The organism is Paenibacillus sp. CR_12, from assembly GCF_041953985.1.
GTDB classification, from domain to species: Bacteria; Bacillota; Bacilli; order Paenibacillales; family Paenibacillaceae; genus Paenibacillus_AQ; species Paenibacillus_AQ lautus_A.
Window position 1 is genome coordinate 351,485 of sequence record NZ_JAVFHO010000005.1, and the last position, 18,943, is coordinate 370,427.

An 18,943-nucleotide genomic window follows, 5' to 3' on the forward strand; every position below is an offset into this window, starting at 1 on the left:
GCTAGCTTCCCTCCCCGATGACCGTATCCACCGCCGTCCGGAATTTGACCCACTCCTTGGTCTTCTCATGGAGCTGCTCCCTGCCGCGTTCGGTAATCCGGTAATATTTCCGTTTGCGTCCATCGTGCTGGCTCCAGGAGGAATCCAGCCAACCTTCCGCCTCCAGCGTGTGCAGAATCGGGTATAACGTGCCTTCCTTCATCAGGAACACCCCATCTGAGCTTCGCTCAATCTCCTTGATCAGCTCGTACCCGTACATTTCCCGCTTGTTCAAGACGGTAAGCAATAAAATGACGGTACTGCCTTTCAGCAGCTCTTTGTTAATGCCCATTTCCTTATCACTCCAATACCTAGATAATCTATGTATCGTATAACTATGTATATGAGTATAGAATAAGCGTCTCCATAATGCAACGCATGTTTTCAAATTATTGGGCGATTCGTCAATTTGCCAGAACACCGAAAAGCCCGGCAGCTTTTGCCGCCAGGCTCATGTATCAGCCATTCATTTCTTCACTTTCAATGAGCATCCGCCGCCCATAATCACCAATTGTAGTTTGGAGCATACAACCTGCCGTTTTGCCCATCATACCGGTAATCGAACCATCACTTTAGAAGACAGGAACTTTCGTTTTCATTAGTAGCCCTTATCCGGCCCTCGCCGCGCCTGTCACGTGCAGCGCAAAATCCTCAGCATGACGCCGCAGCTCTTCATCTGTCAGCTGCATGGCATTATGCACGGTAAATACCGGCAAGTAGACCGCCCCTACCAGACTGGCCGTCACTTCAAAAGGCCGGGTGAGCTCTTCCACCGTGTATCGGTTATATCCTGCGTTGCCATAGGCTTCCGCTGCTCCGCCGGTCGTCACGGCCACGCCCCACTCTTTCCCCCGGAGCTTGTCGCCGCCCGGGCCATAAGCCCATCCGAAGGTCAGCACCTCGTCGAACCAATGCTTCAGAAGGGGCGGCGAGCTGTACCACCAGAAAGGGAATTGAAACACGATGCGGTCATGCCGAAGCAGCAATTGCTGTTCGGCCGCGATGTCGATGATGCCATCCGGATACCGCTGATACAGGTCATGCACCGTCACCTCAGGATGATGTCCCACCGTTTCGGTTAGCTCGCGATTGATCCGTGATCCCTCATGCAGACCCGGATGTGCAACGATCACTAGTGTTTTCATGTATGATCCCCACCCTTTTCTCGCCTAGCGTTATGTATACAAAAAGTATCAAGCCTCGGCAACGTCCGAATATGAGAAATGTCACAGGTAGCCTTATCTGTCTGTGATACTGTAGCAAGGAACATAGCGGGCGGAAAAAGTACGCCAAGGGAGGAGAATGAGAACGTGGCCCTTGTTATTCAAAATGTCAGACTGGCCCATCGCATCTATCGACTTACCGTTCAAGGCAGCTATTCGGCACGAATGGGACAGTTCTTCATGCTTCGCTGCTGGGATGCCTATCCCGTGCTGTCACGGCCGATCAGCGTTCATAACCTGACGGAGGATTCCGTTTCCTTCTTATATCGCGTGCAGGGAACCGGTACGTGGCTGCTGTCGGCGCTTCAAGCGGGTGACAAAATACAGCTGGAAGGGCCTTTCGGGCAAGGGTTTCCTGAACCCCAAGGACGGACGGCATTGGTGGGAGGCGGTATCGGAGTGGCTCCGCTGCTGCTCGCAGCTAAGGAAATTCCCGAAGCCAGCGTGTATCTGGGATACGCCGGCGTTCCCTTCGGAGTCAACGGATTCCACGAAATCAGCCGGGATGTCACGGTAAAGTCCGGCGGCACCATCGTCGATGCAGTGGACCCGAGCCGCTATGACACGATATTTGCCTGCGGCCCGGTTGGGATGATGCACAGCTTGGCGCAAAAAGCCGAAGGTACAAACGCCAAGCTCCACGTTTCCATCGAGAAGCGAATGGGCTGCGGCATCGGGGCATGCAACAGCTGCACGTTAACTGCCGCGGGTTCGAACCGCAAGGCGTGCACCGACGGCCCCGTATTTCTGGCGAAGGAGGTGAACTGGAATGATCTCCATCGATTGTGAACTGGCGGGAGTGCCGCTGTCGAATCCGATATTAGCAGCCTCGGGCACGTTCGGTTTCGGCAAACCGTATGCGGATCTGTATCCGCTTCGCAAGCTCGGTGGCATTGTCTCCAAGGGATTGACCTTGACCCCGCGGCTTGGGAATACGGGTACGCGGATCTATGAAACGCCATCGGGCATCATGAACAGCATCGGCCTGGAGAATCCGGGAATCCGGGCTTTTCTGGAGCACGAATTATCCGACATGACTTCGCACGGGACAGCGGTCATCGTCAATCTCGGCGGCGGCACTGTACGGGAATATGCGGAGGGCGCCGAGCTGCTTACCGAAGCCAGCCGCAAGCTGCGCTCAGCGGGCAAACGGGCCGTCGACATGATCGAGCTTAACATCTCCTGTCCCAACATCAAGGAAGGCGGGCTTGCCTTCGGCATCGAGAATGAGCAGGCTCGAGAGGTGGTTCGCGCAGTCCGCAATGCCACCACGCTGCCTCTGCTCGTCAAGCTCTCTCCCGAGGCGAAGGATTTGAGGGAAATGGCACGGATGTGTGAAGCCGAAGGGGCCGACGGCCTCTCGCTAATCAATACGATTCAAGCGATGGCAATTGATATTCGGGAACGTCGCAGCGTTTTTGACAGAGCCTACGCCGGATTATCCGGGCCGGCGATTAAGCCGATCGCCCTGCGGATGGTCCATCAGGTGGCCCGGTCAGTGTCCATCCCGGTGGTGGGAATCGGCGGCATCTGCAGTGCCGAGGATATCCTCGAATTCATCATGGCAGGCGCCGCAGCCGTACAAATCGGTACGTACAACTTCATCAACCTCCGTGCGGGAGATACCCTAGCTGAAGAACTGATTCAACTGATGGAGAACGAGGGCATTCAATCCCTGGATGACATTCGAGGCATTATTTGACGGATGCTCAACTTCCTGAAATTCAGCATGCTCGCCTGAACATGAAGCACCGCGTCAGTTTGTGATTTTTTTCACCGATAACTATTCTTTTTCAGAATACAATGAACTCAAGAACAATATTTGTGAAGTAATTCACAAAATTATAGGAGGAAACCAGAATGAAAAGGACACTCTCTCTATCCCTCTCCGTCATGTTGATGTTCGCGCTGCTCGTAGGCTGCGGAGGCAACGGAGACAAAGAGCCTGTCACCACGGACAAACCGGCAGAGAGCCAAAACACGGATAATGCCGGAAACGCGGAGCAACCGGCCCAAGAAGGAACAGCCCTGCAGGACGGCTTATATTACGCCGAAGGCGAATTTGCCGAGGATTCCGGCTGGAAGGAACTCGTCGCGATTAAAGTCGAAGGCGGTAAAATCGTCAGCGCCAATTGGAACGGTCTTCATAAGGACGGCGGGTTGGACAAAAAGACATTTTCCGAAAAAGGCTTCTACGGCATGAAGGAAAAAGGTGGCGCTCAAGCGGAATGGCATGAGCAGGCAGCCAAGATGGAGGAATACCTGGTGGCTCAGCAGTCGGTTGAAGGGCTCGCCTTGAACGACGAAGGCCGAACGGATGCCGTATCCGGGGTGTCGATCCATGTCAACGGTTTTACGGAACTGGCAGCAAAAGCACTGGCCGCGGGACCTGTTGAAGCAGGACCATACAAAGACGGCAGCTACCACGCGGAAGCGGATGACTTCGATGCCAAATCCGGCTGGAAGGAAACCGTCGACGTTACCGTAATTAACGGGAAAATCGCCGCAGTCAGCTGGAACGGCGTTCATAAAGACGGAGGCACCGACAAAGTCACCCGTTCCAAATCGGGCGAGTACGGCATGAAGAACGGCGGGGCTCAATCCGAATGGCACGAGCAGGCTTATCAAGCCGAGCAGTATTTGATCGAAAAGCAAGATCCGCAGGCCATCGTAACGGGTGAAGATGGCAAAACCGATGCCATCTCCGGTGTATCCATCCACGTCAACGGATTCGTAGAACTGGCAGCGAAGGCGCTCGAAGGCGCCAAATAAGCCACAAGTACGATAGAAAGAAGATAACTATTCCTTGAGGGGAGATTCGCATGAAACAGATTATCGTGCTGGGCGGCGGATACGGCGGTATACTTACCGCCAAGAAGCTGGCTAAACGACTGCGCAAACAGAAGGATTTGCGGATAACGCTCATCGACCGCAAGCCGTATCATACGCTGCTGACCGAGCTTCATGAAGTGGCCGCCAACCGGGTCGAGGAGGATTCCATCAAAATCGACCTGAAAAAAGTATTTTCCGGATTCCGGAACGTGGACGTGGTGCTGGATGAAATCGGCGGCATCGACTTTGACGGCCAAACGCTCCAGGGAGAGAAACGGACCTACAACTACGACTATTTAGTCATCGGTACAGGCAGCAAGCCGACCTTCTTCGGCATACCGGGTGCGGATCAACACGCCTTTACCCTGTGGTCTTACGATGATGCGGTCCGCCTGAAAGAACATACCCTGAATATGTTCCGCAAAGCGGTTCTTGAGCGCAACCCGCAGGTCCGCAAGGAAATGCTGACCTTCGTCGTTGTCGGCGGCGGATTCACCGGCGTGGAAATGATCGGCGAGTTGGCCGAGTTCACGCAGCAGTTATGCAAGGAATTCTACGTGGATCCAAGCGAGGTTACGCTTCACGTTGCCGACATGGTCGACAAGATCCTTCCAATCCTGCCGGAGCCGTTAATACGCAAAGCCGAGAAGCGGCTGCGCAAAATGAACGTCAACATCATCACCGGCTCCAAGATTACGGAGGTTAAGCCGGACGGCGTTACCGTCGGCGGCAGCGACATCAAATCCCGCACCGTTATTTGGACCGCGGGGGTGGAAGGCTCCGATGTGGTCGGCAGCATGGATGTCGAGCAAAAAGGCCGCAAGCGGATTTTGACCAACGACAAGCTTCAAGTTCCTGCTCATCCGAACGTATACGTCGTCGGGGACAATATTTTCTACATTCCTGAGGGCGCGGCTGCACCCGTACCTCAAATGGTGGAAAACGCGGAACTCGCGGCCCCGGTCATTGCGCATAACATCGTCGCTGAAATATCGAACAAACCGATGAAATCCTACAAGCCGACGTTCCACGGCACGATGGTCTGTATCGGCAGCCGCTACGGGGTAGCCAACGTCGGCGTGCCGGGCCATATGTTCAGGCTCAGCGGCTTCCCGGCCATGCTGGTCAAACATCTGATCAACATGCTCTATCTGTTCCAGGTTTGCGGCTTCAACAAGGTATACCATTATATGCTGCATGAATTCTTCCATGTCCGGAACAACCGCAGCTTCGTGGGCGGGCATTTTGCCAAACGCTCACCGAATTTCTGGCTCGTTCCGCTGCGGATTTTTGCCGGATGGATGTGGCTGTCCCAAGGGTGGGATAAGATTCATAAGATCATTGACGATCCGAATAAAATGTTCCTCATTCCTGCCAAAGCAGCCGACGGCGTAAGCGCAGCTTCCGCTGCAGGCGCCGATGCAGCCGGAGCCGGAGCGGCAGACGCGGTATCCGCCGCCTCCGCTTATACCGCAGAAGCGGTCACAGCCCTTCCGGTGCCGGATTTCTTGAAATCCATCGTCGACTGGTCGATGGACCTGATGTTCTATACCGGAGACGGCGGCTATACTTCGCTTGCCTATGTGTTTCAGACCTCGATGGTATTGGCTGAGCTGATCGTCGGCATCCTGCTGATCGTCGGATTGTTCACGGCACCTGCAGCCGTAGCCAGCGTCGCCATGGGCGCTATGGTTTGGGTATCGGGTATGGCGCCTAACGAGATGCTGTGGTACCTGGCAGCAGGAATCGCCTTGATCGGCGGATCGGGCAGCACGTTCGGACTTGACTACTATGTGTACCCTTGGCTGAAAAAGGTGTGGAAGCGAATACCGATCGTAAGGCGCTGGTACGTGTATACGGACTAATTCTTCTCTATTCAATAGAACGGCTGATCGTATCGCGCTTTGCCGAATCAAGCTCAAGCCCTAACCGTTCTGCCGGCATTCACACTCTGATCAACACGAGCCTTCCGGAAGGAGTCAATAACGATGGATATGAAGCTATTACAGGATACGATCGACCTGCTTCGGTCGCATATCGATTCCGGAACGGATATCGATTGGATGGAGATGGATAACAGACCGGTGAGGGACATCGCCGATATGCTCAACGCTTATGAACTCGCCTATTCACGCAAAATGACGGTGCTGGCTTGCTGCATCCTGATTCATACTGCGCTAAACAAGCATGGCAAGCTGCAAGCGAAGGATAACGAGAGACTGACGCGTTTGCTGCTGGACGGCGATTATTTGACCGGACTCATGTACCGGATTGCCGTCAAGCGAAAGGAATGGAAGCTGCTGTCCCGGCTTCTCCCCTTTCATAAGCGCATGCAGCTCAGCCTGCTCAAGAACGTTTCACCCGAAAGGATATTCAACGAGCTTAAGCGCGAAATCCGCAGCTATCTGGAGCAGCGGAGCGCGTAAGGAGCCATCCATGGAAAGGGGCGCGGATACAGATGAACCTTCATAACCGAATCGGAGTGGATCTCGCTTCCTTCGATCGCCTGCTCCGGGAGGTCGTCAGCTCAGACCGCGACCTCCCCCCTTCCTCCGTGGTGCTGAGCAGCGTCATGGATCTCATTAATGCCGGCGGCAAGCGGCTGCGCCCCCTTATGGTCGTGCTCGGCAGCCGTTTCGGGGAAAGCGGCCATGAGCCGGCCGTCATGAAAACCGCCGTACTGCTTGAATATCTGCACATGGCCTCGCTGGTGCACGATGACATTATCGATCAATCCGATATGCGGCGCGGCATGCCGACCCTGCACGAGACGACCGATGTCCAGACGGCGGTGCACATCGGCAACTACATGATTGCCCGTGCCATCGAATGGGCCGCCGGTCATCCGGGCGGCGACCCGGACGGGAACAGCGAAGACGTCTCCGAAGACGATGCCTACCGATTAGCCGAGCTTGCGGCGCTGGTCACCGAGCTCTGCATGGGAGAATACGATCAGCTTCAACACCGCTTCGACTTCGGACTGACGATGGAGCAGTATTTGGAGAAAACGCGCTGCAAAACGGCCCTGTTGATGGCCCACTGCCTGAAAGCGGGCGCGGAAGCAGCCCATGCCGATGCCGGAACCGCTGAACGGCTCTTTCAATTCGGGGAGTCGCTCGGCATGGCCTTTCAAATCCGGGATGACCTGCTCGATTTCACGAAGCCTAGGGAGGCCATCGGCAAGCCGGCTGGCGCAGACCTGCGAAACGGCAACATTACGCTGCCGGTGCTTTACGCCCTAAACGATCCTGCCCTTGCACCTAGAATCAGGCAGCTCGGCCCTCATTCCGCCGCGGCAGACATGGATGACGTCATCCACCGCATCGCCGCAAGCGGCGCGATCGAGCAGAGCGAAGAGCTTGCCCGTTCCTATGCGGAACATGCCCAGCGCATGATCGGCGACTTCGCGGATCACCCGGCTCAGCATGATCTGCAGGCATTGCTCCATTATTTCCTGCCCTAAAGACAGACATGAAGCCATATACTCCAAACGAACAGGGATACGTCCATCATGGATGCATCCCTGTTCGATATGAAAGGATGTTTAATAGACATGCATCGCACACGAATCTGGCGGTGGCGAATTGCGCTGACGGCCTTCCTGCTCCTGCTTGCTGCCGGGGGCTTCATGCTATTCTGGACATCTCCTCTTGCGGAACAGGAGACCGTTGACACGCAAGTGAGCTCCATCGCCATTTTTGCGCTCAAGGGCTGCGGCGGCTGTTCCAAGGCGCTGGGCGTCATGGAGCAGATGGAAGCAACCTCGCCGGACTACCGTTACCAGTATTTCAGCATTTCGGAGGATACGGAAGCCGTTAACCGGTACGGTATTACGGAGCACCCGACCATCCTGTTCCTGAACGCTCAGGAGGAAGAACTCGGAAGACTGACCGAAGATATATCAAGCGACGTGATCCTACGGGAGCTGGAAGATATCGCTGCGAACGGTACACGTCAGCCCAAGGGAACGATTCTCTCGGCCATCCCCAGCACGATGCCCAGCGTAACCCTCCATGCCTATGACCCGCATACCGGTTTATTCACGCCGGTATCCCAGTACGTGCAGACGGATACCTCCGTCAGCTATCCCAAAGTCAGTGCCATGACGATGCTGACCCAGCTTTCGGATCTGCTGCCGCCTGAACTTGAAAGTGCCATCCCGGCCGGCGTAAACTTCGTAGAAATCCGAACCGAACACGGGATGACCGTGGTGGAGCTGTCCCCATCGTTTCGTGCCTTTACCGGCTCCGAGGAGGGAGAACGGGCGGTAGAAGCCATTGCGCTTACGCTGCAAACCTTTGAAGGCGTGAACGGCGTTCAAGTGGTAAGCGGCGCGTATCGCAGCGACATCCTCTATGCGGAAGCCCTTGCTGGCCGTTCCGACGGCAAAACCGATTACCTGCTGCATCCCGATTCGCCTCTACCACATATGTCCAGCGTGAAGGAATACAATGCAGCCATCCTCCATGCCAGCCACTTGGCCTTCATGCCCTGCTTCTGCGGATGCGGCGATGCCGGCCATAGCAGCAACCTCAATTGCTACTATGCTCAAGAGGAAGACGGCAGGCTCACGCCAACCACCCACGCGAAATTCTGCCAAACCTGCTTGGACGTTACGAACATGTACCTGGACGGCAGGCAGCAGGGGCTGAGCCTGAAGGAAATCCGGCAGTCCGTGGACCGGGCCTACGAGGGGATCGAGCCGACGGATACACCGATGCCGATGAATGAAAGGTATGACAAAAACACCGTTCCGTAAAGGATCGGTGTTTTTGTCTATATTTTCTATGAGATGCATTGTAAAACTTACAAAAAAGATCGGTCAAATCCCAGTTCACTGAAATAATTCCCATATTATAACTTTACGGCAGACATGCATCTCATCTATGATTTGACTGGGTAAATCATCCACCTTATGGGATACGCCAAAATTAAAAATCGGCAGATTAGAGGAGACGTATAACAACGTGATCAGAACATACCTAAGCTTTTTTACACTGGCATTGCTGTTTCTTATGTTTACCCATGAAGAGACGGAAGCCTCCAGCCAACAAGTTAGTTTGACCCTCCCTAACGGGGCCACCTACTATGGTGAAGTGAAGAACAACAAACCTCACGGAAAAGGTACGATGCGATGGGGACCATCCAAAGTATACAGCGGCGAGTGGTACAATGGACAAAGATCCGGTACAGGCAAATACATATCGGACAAGCTTCCCGAGGATATGAAAATCGTCTACGAAGGGGAATGGCGAAACGATCGTCCTAACGGAACGGGAATGCGGAGCGAAAGCAACCCTGATTTTGATTTTCATGTAATCTCGAAGGGCATTTTCAAGGATCATGACTTGCTGTCAGGTTATACGGTGATGCAATCCCTGGACATCCTTGGGTTTGAATACCGGAATGGGAACACTCTCTTGGAGTTTTCCGTATCGGACCAGGAGCAGGCAAATGAATTGATGCAATCCAAATTGGCCCGCGGCCGCATTCAACTGCTGAATTATTATAAAAGGGATAAGTCCACGCCTGACTACAAAGGGTTCGCATATGCAAACGTTATGGAGGACTACGGGAGTTCCATCAGCGAAGGCGTATATCGAACGGGTGACTATGGGATGATGGAGCTCCATACTGGACTGAATCAACGCTTCGAGGACGAAGAGTACTTTAGAGTAGAGAATTACAAGAACGGGAGACTCGCCTCTGCAAGAGAAGTACCGGAGAACGGACGGTTTGCCGAGATCGTTCAAGGGAAAATCAATAACAAGAAGCATGTCCTGCAGCCTTATCTAGGCGAATTCTCAAAGCTATTAAAAGACATTGAAAACGAATCAGAGCCAGAAGGCTGCAGCAACTCGTCCACCAGCGTTTGCGGGACCTTTCCTATCCAATTCGAGTAACAATAAACCACAAACCGCAGTCCTTAAGGACTGCGGTTTTCATGCTCTTCAGACCGCCGTTACAGCATCGCGGCTGCGGCCACGGGCAGCAGAAATGCCGCCACGAATAACGTGTCCGCCCGCTTCCATACAAACGTCCTGAACCTGCTTCGCCGCGCACCCAGGCGATAGCCCCGGGCCTCCATGGAATCGGCAAGCCCGATCGCGCGCCGGAAAGCGCCTGTCGTTACCGGGACCAGCAGGGCAATGATCAGCCGCGCCTTCTCCCTCAGCGGGCGGGATGACAGGTCCAGTCCCCGGGACTGCTGGGCCTTCCACAGCCGCTCGGCTTCCTCGAAGATGGTCGGTATGAACCGGAGGGCAATGCCGAGCATCAGCACCAGCCGATCCGTCGGCACTCCGATGCAGGTCAGCGGCCGCAGGAGGCTGCCGAGCCCCTGGGCCAGCTGCTCCGGCTGGGTCGTGAAGGTCAGCACCGCCGCCAGCATGATGAAGAGTCCCATCCGCGAAGCGGACACGATCCCTTTTTCCAATCCGCCGGCATATACCTTGAACGCGCCCACATCCAGCAGTTTCCCGCCTCCCGCATCATAAAGGATGTGAAATACCAGGATGAACAACAGCAGGAACATCAGCGGTTTCATGGCTCTGATGTAATAGCGGTACGGGATGCGCGTGGTCCGGATCACCGCCGCAGTGAACAGCAGCAGCGCGAGTACCCCCATATATCCGTCCACCAGGAACACCGCCACCATAAAGAGCGGCATGGCCGCCGTCTTGGCGCGGGGATCCAGACGGTGAACCCATGAATCGCCTTCCATATATCGGCCCAGGATGATTTTTCGTTTCATGTCGGCTCCCTCCTATCTCCTCTGCCTAGCCCTGCCGGCCCTGTCCTATGATCCCAGCAGTTCCGCATACCATTCCGCCAATGCTGCCGCATCCGGAAGCATTTCCGCGGGTTCGATTCCAAGCTGTGCGGCCAGCATACCCGCCATCCGCATGGAGGAAGGAGCCATCAGACCTCCCTGCTCCAGCACCTCCTGCCGTTGTACGAGCTCCCCGGCCGTTCCTTGAAACAGGACCTTGCCGTCTTTGATTACCACGAATTCGTCGGCAAAGGCCACGATTTCCTCCAATCGATGAGTGACGACGAGGACGGTTTTGCCTTGCGACCTCGTTAACCCATGCAGCCGCTGCATCAGATCCTCCCGGCTGGCAGGATCGAGGGAGGCCGTTGGCTCATCCAAAGCCAAAATGTCCGGATCGGCCGCCAATACGGCCGCGACTGCTGCTTTCCGCATTTGGCCCGAGCTTAGCTTGAAGGGACTCTGTCCCAGCAGCTCCTCATCCAATCCGACGAAGGATGCCGCTCTGCGGACCGCCTCTGCGGCTTCGGCTGGACTCCGTCCGAAATTAAGGGGTCCGAACAAGAGATCCTTCTCCACCGTTTCTTCAAACAGCTGCTGCTCCGGATATTGAAACACCAGGCCGACCCGCTGCCGCAGCCCGGCGGGAATTTTCTTGCCGTCGCCCGATTCAAGGCGGAAATCCAAAATGCGAATCAGGCCGTCATCCGCCCGAATCAAACCGTTCATATGCTGGAGAAGCGTTGATTTCCCCGAGCCCGGCGCACCGAGCACGGCAATCATTCGGCCTTCCTCCAGCTCCAGATTCAGGCCGTCAAGCCCAAGAATAGGACTCATCCCCCGGTCCCGGTAGCGGTAAGAAACCTCTTCGAATGATATGACCATAATGCCTCCAGCACCTCCTTCTCCCTGACCAGCTCGCCGATATCGATTCCCCTCGCTTTCAGCTCCCTGCACAGCTGGAGGGCAAAAGGCGCCTTCAGCCTGCACCGCCGCAGCAAGTCGTCCTGCAGAAGCAGCTCCTTTGGACTGCCGTCCGCTGCCACCATGCCGCCGTCCAGCACGACCATCCGGTCGGCTTCGGCCATCTCCTCCACATCATGGGTGATGGAGATGAGCGTGTACCCGCCTTCGGCGTGCATGGCCCGCATCAGGCCCAGCAGCTCATGCTTGGCCTTCTCATCCAGCATGGAGGCCGCCTCGTCCATGACAATGATGGAAGGCTCCATCGCCAGCACGGCAGCGATGGCCGCCCGCTGCTTCTGTCCGCCGGACAGAGTCGCCGGATGCCGTTGGAGCAGATGGACGATATCCAGCCGCTCCGCATAGGTTCGAATCCGCTGCTGCATTTCTTTCCGGCTCAGGCACAGATTTTCCAGGCCAAACGCGATATCATCCTCTACGGTGAGGCCGACAAACTGATCGTCCGGGTTGGCAAACACCATGCCGATATGACGGCGAATGTCGCCCAGCGTGCGGCCGTTCAGCTCCAGCCCATCGATCAGAATGCGTCCCCGGCTCATGAGGAGCAGGCCGTTCAACAGCCGAATGAGCGTGGACTTGCCTGCCCCGTTCCTTCCGGCGATGCATACCCACTGTCCATGGGGGATCGCCAGCGAGACATCTTTGAGCACGTTCGTACAGCCCTGCCCGTAATATACATGCTTAAGCTTTACCGCATGCTCTGACTTATCGGTTATGCCCGCCATGCCTAACGCCTCCCCCTTAGCTTTCTGTGTGAAACATGCCGAACGGATCAATACGCCGCAGGGATTCGATCAGATATTTTGCGGCCCATCCGACGAAGATCCCGGTCACCACGCCCGCCCCGAGCAGAAAGGGCAGGTAATAATAAATTTTTGCCGTTCCCAATACCAGCGAGGCTGCCGTCAATTGCCCGATATTATGAGCGATGCCGCCAGCGATGCTCACGCCGGTTAAGCTGAAATTGCTCCCCCCGAGCCTCAGCATGACATACATCACCAGATAACTCGCCAGAGCGCCGAACATGCTGAACAGAAAGGTCGAGAAGCTGCCGAGTATAAAGGCGGTCAACAATGTTTTTAAGACAATGAGCCACAGGGCATCCCTGCCCCCAAGGCAGACCAGACAGGTCAGAACCATAATATTGCCGAGCCCCAGCTTGGCGCCGGGTATCGTGACAGCGAACGGAATCAGGGCTTCCACAATGCCCAGCACCACCGATAATGATGCGCAGATGGCGATCACGACCAGCTTGCGGAGCGCATACGGATCAGGAGACAACGGCATCCGGCTCACTTCCTTTAATTTGTTCTCCGGTCACTTCCACGAACACGCGATTAGGCAAACATACGATGGTGCCATGGATGTCGTGAACGTGGCCGAACCCGATGCAGAGCTGATCCGGACAATCCGACTCCACCATCTCGATCCCTTCGCGCGAGATCCTCAAGAGGTTGTATCCCCGCTCCGTCCGGATTTCTATGTCTCGGGGCTCTTCCGTCAGCGCCACCGTATCATAATGCTTTCCGTTCACCTCGATCATGGCATAGGTTCCCTTTGCCGTTCCGTCTTCCCCCATAAACTTGGATATTCCAAACCAGGCGACAGCCGCTATCAGCACAAGCGCTATTCCAATATCTCCGCGTTTCATCAGCATCTCTCCACTTCGCTTTGCTTATCTTCATTATCAGGGCTGCTCCAAGTGCCAGAAATGATTTTTCTCACATTCAGCGGGATAAGGGTCTGATACGCTGAGATCATCGGAACTCGATGCAAAAACAGCATCAGAATTCGAAGAGGAGGCACTATCATGTATAGGAAGTTTCTTTCCTGCGGCAGCCTGTTGATCATGCTCGCCCTGCTGATGACGGGAGCGATCGGCTGCACAACCAAAGCGGATCAGAAGACAGCCGCCAGCACCGAACCGGCAGCCGAACGTTACTTTATATTCGATACCATTGTAAGTCTCCGCGTTTACGATGAACGGATGACACCCCGGCATTTCGACGAGGTTAGGGCTCTGCTGGAACGGATCGACCAGCGTATGAACCGGCAGCTGGCCGGCAGCGAGATCGATCAGGTCAATCAAGCGGCGGGCAAATCCGAGGTCAGCGTTTCGGAAGAGACCTTCAAGGTGGTCCAGACCGCCATCGATTACGCGGCGGCTTCCGGCGGACATTTCGAACCGACCGTAGGCCCGCTGGTGGATCTCTGGGGCATCGGGGGCGAACACCCCGCAGTGCCGAAAGAAGATGAGCTCGCCGCCGCCATGCAGCGAATGAACTACAAGGATGTGATTTTAAATCCGGCATCGAATGCCATCCGGCTGGAGAAGGAGGGAATGTCGCTGGATCTAGGCGCCATCGCCAAAGGATATGCCGCAGATGTCATCGCGGACTATTTGCAGCAGCAGGATTTCCGCTCCGCCATCATTGACCTCGGGGGCAACATCCTGGCCATGGGTTCAAAGCCGGACGGCTCACCATGGAATATCGGCATCCAGGACCCTGAGAAGGATCGCGGGCAATCCCTGGGTACCCTTCAAGCCGTCAACAAGACCATCGTGACCTCCGGCGTGTATGAGCGCTTCTTCGAAGCAGAAGGAACCGTGTATCACCATATTCTGAGCCCCTTCACCGGTTATCCGGTCGATAACGACCTGCTCAGCGTGACGATCGTGACCGACACGTCCATGGACGCCGATGCCATGTCGACATCCGTCTTTTCGCTTGGGCTTACGGAAGGTCGGCAGTTCGTCGAGAGCCGGGATGACGCCGATGCCATTTTCGTCACCACCGACCATCAAATCTATCTCACCTCAGGTCTGGCCGATACATTCAAACTAACGAATGACAATTATCAGCTTGCCGAATAAGTTACGAAAAGGAGAAGATCGTATGAAACAGAATCGAGCTGCAAGGTCCGATGCGAAGGATGGAGGGCTGTTTCCTGCGGGCACTTCCTTCGTCTTTTCGCCGCCGCATCTCGCTTTAATCCGGGAAATGGCCGAGCCAATCGGTTTGTTTGCCGGCGATTGTCTGTATCAGGAGAACGATCCTGCCGACCGGCTGTACTTCGTAAACCGGGGAAGCCTGAAGGTATCCAAGCTGCTGGAAGGCGGATTGTCGGCAACCTTGTCGCTCCACATCCCGGGCGATCTGTTCGGTGAGCCCGATCCGTTCGGACGAGCCGTGCATCATTTCGAAGCCAGGGCCATGGAGGATAGCGAGGTCGGCGTCGTGACCCAGACCGAGCTGGATAAAATCATCCGCATCAACGGTGACTTTGCCGTGGAATATATGGGCTGGATGGCGCTCATGCAGCGTACCACGCAGAGCAAACTGCGCGATTTGCTGCTGCATGGCAAATCCGGCGCCCTATGCTCTCTGCTGCTGCGGCTGTACAATATGTACGGCACCGGCGGGACCGCCAAGGATCACAGGGCTATCATCGGCAAGCGGATCACGAATCTGGAGATGGCGGAGATGATCGGCTCTACTCGCGAAAGCGTCAACCGTATCTTGAACGAGCTTAAGGATCTTGGCGTGATTTCTACCGAGCGGGGGCGCATCGTTCTGAATGACCCCGCCTATTTGCGGAATATTTGCCACTGCGAGGACTGCCCCAAAGAGATTTGCCGAATGTAACGGACATCAAACAAAAAAACCTCTGAATGGAACACGGAGTCAACAGCAGTACTCTAACCCGTATCTAAACAGAGGTTTCTTATTCTCATGGCCCCTTTCATGAATTTCATTTACACGCCAGCACCCAAGGATTTTCGTGATCACCACATGATTCCATTACCATTACCCGCTCTAGAAAGCGAATTCTCTCCTGAAATGATACTGCCGTCTGATTAACGACCTCCCTTCAAGCATGCAGAGGTTCGGCAAACATTCGAAATTTCCACATGAAAACTGCGCTAATTCTCGGTGTATCATGACTCCGCCTTGCGCGCTATGATGGAGTTGATTTAACGGTTTAAGGGAAACGCACACTTTTTGCATGTATATCTGAGAGCGTTTCCATTCCAACTCTGCTTAGAAATGAGGTTTTGCTCATGAAATATCCGTTCCAGGATCCGGATCTACCGCTGGAAGAGCGGGTTCACGATCTGGTAACCCGATTGACCTTGGACGAAAAAATCGAATTAATGTGCCAATACCAGACGGAAATCCCCCGTCTCGGCGTGCAAAAATATAAGCATGGCACCGAAGGCGCCCACGGCGTGGCATGGCTTGGCGAAGCGACCGTCTTTCCGCAAAACACCGGACTTGCGTGCACGTGGAATCCCGAGCTGATGCGTGAAATCGGCTCGGTCATCGCAGAGGAAGCCCGGGTCTATTACCAGCGCGACCGGGCCATCAACGGACTGACCATCTGGGCGCCGACAGTGGATCTGGAACGCGACCCCCGGTGGGGACGAACGGAAGAAGCCTACGGGGAAGACCCGCACCTGACCGGGGAGCTATCCACCGGGCTGGTGAAGGGCATGCAGGGAGACCATCCCTTCTACTACAAAACGGTAGCTACCCTGAAGCACTTCTACGGCAATAACAATGAAGCCGACCGCGGCAGCGCCTCGGTAAGCATCGATCCGAGGAACAAACGCGAATATTATCTGAAAGCTTTCGAGGCTCCGTTCCGGGAAGGGAAAGCCGGTTCCATGATGACCGCGTATAACGGCATCAACGGCACGCCGTGCAACCTGAACCATGAAGTGAACGATATCGTCAAGCAGGAATGGGGCATGGACGGATTCGTCGTAGGGGACGCGGGTGACGTGCTGGGTACCGTCATGGACCATCATTATGTCGCTTCCTACGCAGAGGCCGTTGCGGGTTCCGTCAAAGCCGGAATCGACAGCATCACCGACGATCAGGACATCTCCTTCCGCGCTCTCCGCGATGCTTTGGAGCAAGGATTGCTTGAGGAGCAGCATCTGGACCATGCCCTCCGCAATACCTTCCGCGTCCGCTTCCGCCTTGGCGAATTCGACCCGGAGGAGCGGAATCCCTACAGCCGCGTACCGGAGACCAAGCTCTGCGCGCCGGAGCATGCCGAATTATCTCTTCGAGCCGCCCGTGAGTCGATTGTGCTGCTGAAGAATGACGGTTTGCTGCCCCTTCCGCGTGATCCGTTCAAATCCGCGGCCGTGATCGGACCGCTCGCCAACGAAGCGTTCACGGATTGGTACAGCGGCACGCCTCCCTACCGGATTACGCCGCTTCAGGGCGTGCAGGCCAAAGCGGGAGACCGCAACGTTCAATTCCATACGGGATTGGATCAGGTGCGCCTTCGTTCTGCCGTCAGCGGCACGTATGTCGCCCTGTCTTCCGAGGAGCAGGGCATCCTGTTTGCAGGCACGTCAGCATCCGCCGATGCCGCCGTATTCGAGCGAAACGACTGGGGCTGGGGCTCTGTCACGCTCCGCCTGGTCGGCAGCGGCAAATTCGTAACCGAAACGGAGACGGGACTGCAAGCAGCGGCCGACGAAGCTCGCGGCTGGTTCGTGAAGGAGGCTTTCGGCTTCGAAGCGTTGCCGGATGAAAGCTTCCTGATGAAAAACTGGGAAGGCAAACCGATCCTGCTCGATGAGCATGGCCGGCTTGTTGTTGGCGGCATCGAGGAAACGGGAACGCCGTTTACCATCGAAACGGTAAAGGACGGCATCGCTGAAGCCGCTGCAGCGGCAGCATCGGCTGAAACCGCCATCGTCTTCGTGGGAAACAGCCCGTTCATTAACGGCAAGGAAACGATCGACCGACCCGACATCACCCTTCCGCCTGCACAGCAGGCCTTGATACAGGCGGTGTTCGAAGCTAATCCCCATACGGTGGTGGTCATCGTAGGCGGGTATCCGTTCGCGGTGAACTGGGAACAGGAGCATGTGCCGGCCATCCTCTTTACGTCTCACGCCGGGCAGGAGCTGGGCCACGCGGTGGCCGACGTTCTGTACGGAGATTATAATCCGGGCGGCCGCTTAAACATGACGTGGTATAAGTCAACCGAACAGCTTCCGGTCATCATGGATTACGACATTATCAAAGGGAAGCGGACCTATCAATATTTCGAGGGGGATGTACTGTACCCGTTCGGTCACGGCCTCAGCTATTCCCGCTTCCAATACAGCGGTCTATCGCTTAGCCGTCCGCAGATCACGGCCGAAGGCAGCGTAACCGTCACCGTTGCGGTTAGGAACGAGAGCCAGCTGGCCGGGGATGAGGTGGTTCAGCTGTATGTGAAGGCTGACTCCTCCCGCGTCATTCGTCCTCTCAAAACGTTGAAGGGCTTCCGCCGCGTTCATCTGGCTCCAGGCTCTTCGGAAACGGTAACCTTTCAGCTCAAAGCCGAGGATCTGGCCTTCTGGGATGTCACCCGGGAGCGTTACTGCGTGGAAAGCGGGACCTATACGCTCATGGCTGGACCATCCTCCGGCCGGCTGCCGGTCACCGCAGTCCTTCAAGTCGAAGGAGAAACGATCCCGCCACGCACGCTGCGGGAGCCTGTTCGAGCAGTGAATTATGACGACTACCAGGGTGTCTTCCTCGATGAATGCCGCGAAGGCGGCGAAAGCATCCGTTTAATCGGCGACTCGGGATGGATCGCCTTCCATGACGCCGATCTCGGCGATTCTCCGGCCACGTTCGAGGCCAGGGTGAGCGGACATATCAAGGGCGGCGACATCGTCGTTACGACCGGCAGCCCGGATGGCCCCGCAGCCGGAAGCTGCAGGGTCCTGCCGACCGGAGGGCGCCAGGCCTGGACGACGGTTCAGGCCGATCTGACGGGGTTAGCAGGACGGGCCGACGTCTTCCTATTCATGAAAGGCGAGGTGCAGATCAGCTGGTTCCGCATAGCTTAAGCCGCCAGCGATCTAGTGATAACCCTCTGTAATATGCTTAATCGACGGTTCTAACGAGCCTGTCAGCGGCACCCTATCTTACAGATATCCATAGAACATCTGCCCTACGTTTTATACGATGGGCAGATGTTCTTTTTTGTTAGAATGAAGTCAATCCGAAAATATAAGAAAATGTCTCCGCCTTCGTTATAAGGCCACCTCCGCAATAAAATATGAACCCTTTCC

General features: G+C 55.6%; 18 protein-coding genes. 11 read left to right on the forward strand and 7 right to left on the reverse strand.

Annotation, left to right across the window (positions count from 1 at the left end):
* Position 1: 1 nt before the first annotated feature.
* Complete coding sequence (locus tag RB297_RS20370) at positions 2 to 331, reverse strand: PadR family transcriptional regulator (RefSeq protein WP_375121277.1); 330 nt, start codon at positions 329 to 331, stop codon at positions 2 to 4.
* Between the two features lie 316 nt (positions 332 to 647).
* On the reverse strand, positions 648 to 1,184 hold the full coding sequence (locus tag RB297_RS20375; protein WP_096774805.1) for an NAD(P)H-dependent oxidoreductase: 537 nt from the start codon (positions 1,182 to 1,184) through the stop codon (positions 648 to 650).
* Between the two features lie 165 nt (positions 1,185 to 1,349).
* Here RB297_RS20375 and RB297_RS20380 point away from each other — a divergent pair, with 165 nt between their 5' ends.
* The 8 genes from RB297_RS20380 to RB297_RS20415 all read left to right on the forward strand — a co-directional run bounded on the left by RB297_RS20380 (position 1,350) and on the right by RB297_RS20415 (position 9,997).
* Entirely contained in the window at positions 1,350 to 2,051 is a 702-nt protein-coding gene (locus tag RB297_RS20380) for a dihydroorotate dehydrogenase electron transfer subunit (protein ID WP_304143584.1), read from the forward strand.
* The gene (locus tag RB297_RS20385) at positions 2,032 to 2,964 is read left to right on the forward strand and encodes a dihydroorotate dehydrogenase (protein WP_375121278.1); all 933 of its coding nucleotides are present in this window, start codon (positions 2,032 to 2,034) and stop codon (positions 2,962 to 2,964) included. Before RB297_RS20380 ends, RB297_RS20385 begins: the two co-directional genes overlap by 20 nt.
* Before the next feature lie 158 nt (positions 2,965 to 3,122).
* Positions 3,123 to 4,034 (forward strand): FMN-binding protein, encoded by a 912-nt coding sequence (locus tag RB297_RS20390; protein WP_375121279.1) that lies wholly within the window; start codon positions 3,123 to 3,125, stop codon positions 4,032 to 4,034.
* Positions 4,035 to 4,084: 50 nt separating this feature from the next.
* Complete coding sequence (locus RB297_RS20395) at positions 4,085 to 5,959, forward strand: FAD-dependent oxidoreductase (RefSeq protein ID WP_192569967.1); 1,875 nt, start codon at positions 4,085 to 4,087, stop codon at positions 5,957 to 5,959.
* Positions 5,960 to 6,082: 123 nt separating this feature from the next.
* The gene (locus RB297_RS20400) at positions 6,083 to 6,520 is read left to right on the forward strand and encodes a hypothetical protein (RefSeq protein WP_009593826.1); all 438 of its coding nucleotides are present in this window, start codon (positions 6,083 to 6,085) and stop codon (positions 6,518 to 6,520) included.
* A gap of 32 nt (positions 6,521 to 6,552) precedes the next feature.
* Positions 6,553 to 7,557, forward strand: coding sequence for a polyprenyl synthetase family protein (locus RB297_RS20405; RefSeq protein ID WP_375121280.1), 1,005 nt, complete (start codon positions 6,553 to 6,555; stop codon positions 7,555 to 7,557).
* A 90-nt stretch (positions 7,558 to 7,647) separates the two neighbouring features.
* Positions 7,648 to 8,853 (forward strand): PCYCGC motif-containing (lipo)protein, encoded by a 1,206-nt coding sequence (locus RB297_RS20410; RefSeq protein WP_375121281.1) that lies wholly within the window; start codon positions 7,648 to 7,650, stop codon positions 8,851 to 8,853.
* A 208-nt stretch (positions 8,854 to 9,061) separates the two neighbouring features.
* Positions 9,062 to 9,997 carry an MORN repeat-containing protein gene (locus RB297_RS20415; RefSeq protein WP_375121282.1) on the forward strand — a complete coding sequence of 312 codons (936 nt, stop codon included), beginning with the start codon at positions 9,062 to 9,064 and terminating at the stop codon, positions 9,995 to 9,997.
* A gap of 59 nt (positions 9,998 to 10,056) precedes the next feature.
* Here the strand turns inward: RB297_RS20415 and RB297_RS20420 are convergent, their stop codons facing one another.
* From RB297_RS20420 to RB297_RS20440, 5 genes are read right to left on the reverse strand one after another with little or no spacing between them, the layout of a single operon-like run.
* Positions 10,057 to 10,848 carry an energy-coupling factor transporter transmembrane component T family protein gene (locus RB297_RS20420; RefSeq protein ID WP_375121283.1) on the reverse strand — a complete coding sequence of 264 codons (792 nt, stop codon included), beginning with the start codon at positions 10,846 to 10,848 and terminating at the stop codon, positions 10,057 to 10,059.
* A 45-nt stretch (positions 10,849 to 10,893) separates the two neighbouring features.
* Complete coding sequence (locus RB297_RS20425) at positions 10,894 to 11,751, reverse strand: ATP-binding cassette domain-containing protein (RefSeq protein ID WP_277747625.1); 858 nt, start codon at positions 11,749 to 11,751, stop codon at positions 10,894 to 10,896.
* Positions 11,700 to 12,575: an energy-coupling factor transporter ATPase gene (locus tag RB297_RS20430; RefSeq protein ID WP_375121284.1), complete on the reverse strand. Its 876-nt coding sequence runs from the start codon at positions 12,573 to 12,575 to the stop codon at positions 11,700 to 11,702. Before RB297_RS20430 ends, RB297_RS20425 begins: the two co-directional genes overlap by 52 nt.
* A gap of 16 nt (positions 12,576 to 12,591) precedes the next feature.
* Complete coding sequence (locus RB297_RS20435) at positions 12,592 to 13,137, reverse strand: Gx transporter family protein (RefSeq protein WP_009593823.1); 546 nt, start codon at positions 13,135 to 13,137, stop codon at positions 12,592 to 12,594.
* On the reverse strand, positions 13,121 to 13,501 hold the full coding sequence (locus RB297_RS20440) for a NusG domain II-containing protein (RefSeq protein WP_009593819.1): 381 nt from the start codon (positions 13,499 to 13,501) through the stop codon (positions 13,121 to 13,123). Before RB297_RS20440 ends, RB297_RS20435 begins: the two co-directional genes overlap by 17 nt.
* A gap of 159 nt (positions 13,502 to 13,660) precedes the next feature.
* On the opposite strand from RB297_RS20440, the gene RB297_RS20445 reads away from it, so the two are divergent.
* The 3 genes from RB297_RS20445 to RB297_RS20455 all read left to right on the forward strand — a co-directional run bounded on the left by RB297_RS20445 (position 13,661) and on the right by RB297_RS20455 (position 18,718).
* Positions 13,661 to 14,725: an FAD:protein FMN transferase gene (locus tag RB297_RS20445; RefSeq protein ID WP_213580010.1), complete on the forward strand. Its 1,065-nt coding sequence runs from the start codon at positions 13,661 to 13,663 to the stop codon at positions 14,723 to 14,725.
* A gap of 22 nt (positions 14,726 to 14,747) precedes the next feature.
* Positions 14,748 to 15,497: a Crp/Fnr family transcriptional regulator gene (locus RB297_RS20450; protein WP_375121285.1), complete on the forward strand. Its 750-nt coding sequence runs from the start codon at positions 14,748 to 14,750 to the stop codon at positions 15,495 to 15,497.
* A 416-nt stretch (positions 15,498 to 15,913) separates the two neighbouring features.
* A complete protein-coding gene (locus RB297_RS20455) occupies positions 15,914 to 18,718 on the forward strand; it encodes a glycoside hydrolase family 3 protein (RefSeq protein WP_375121286.1) in 2,805 nt (934 codons plus the stop codon).
* Positions 18,719 to 18,943 lie beyond the last annotated feature (225 nt).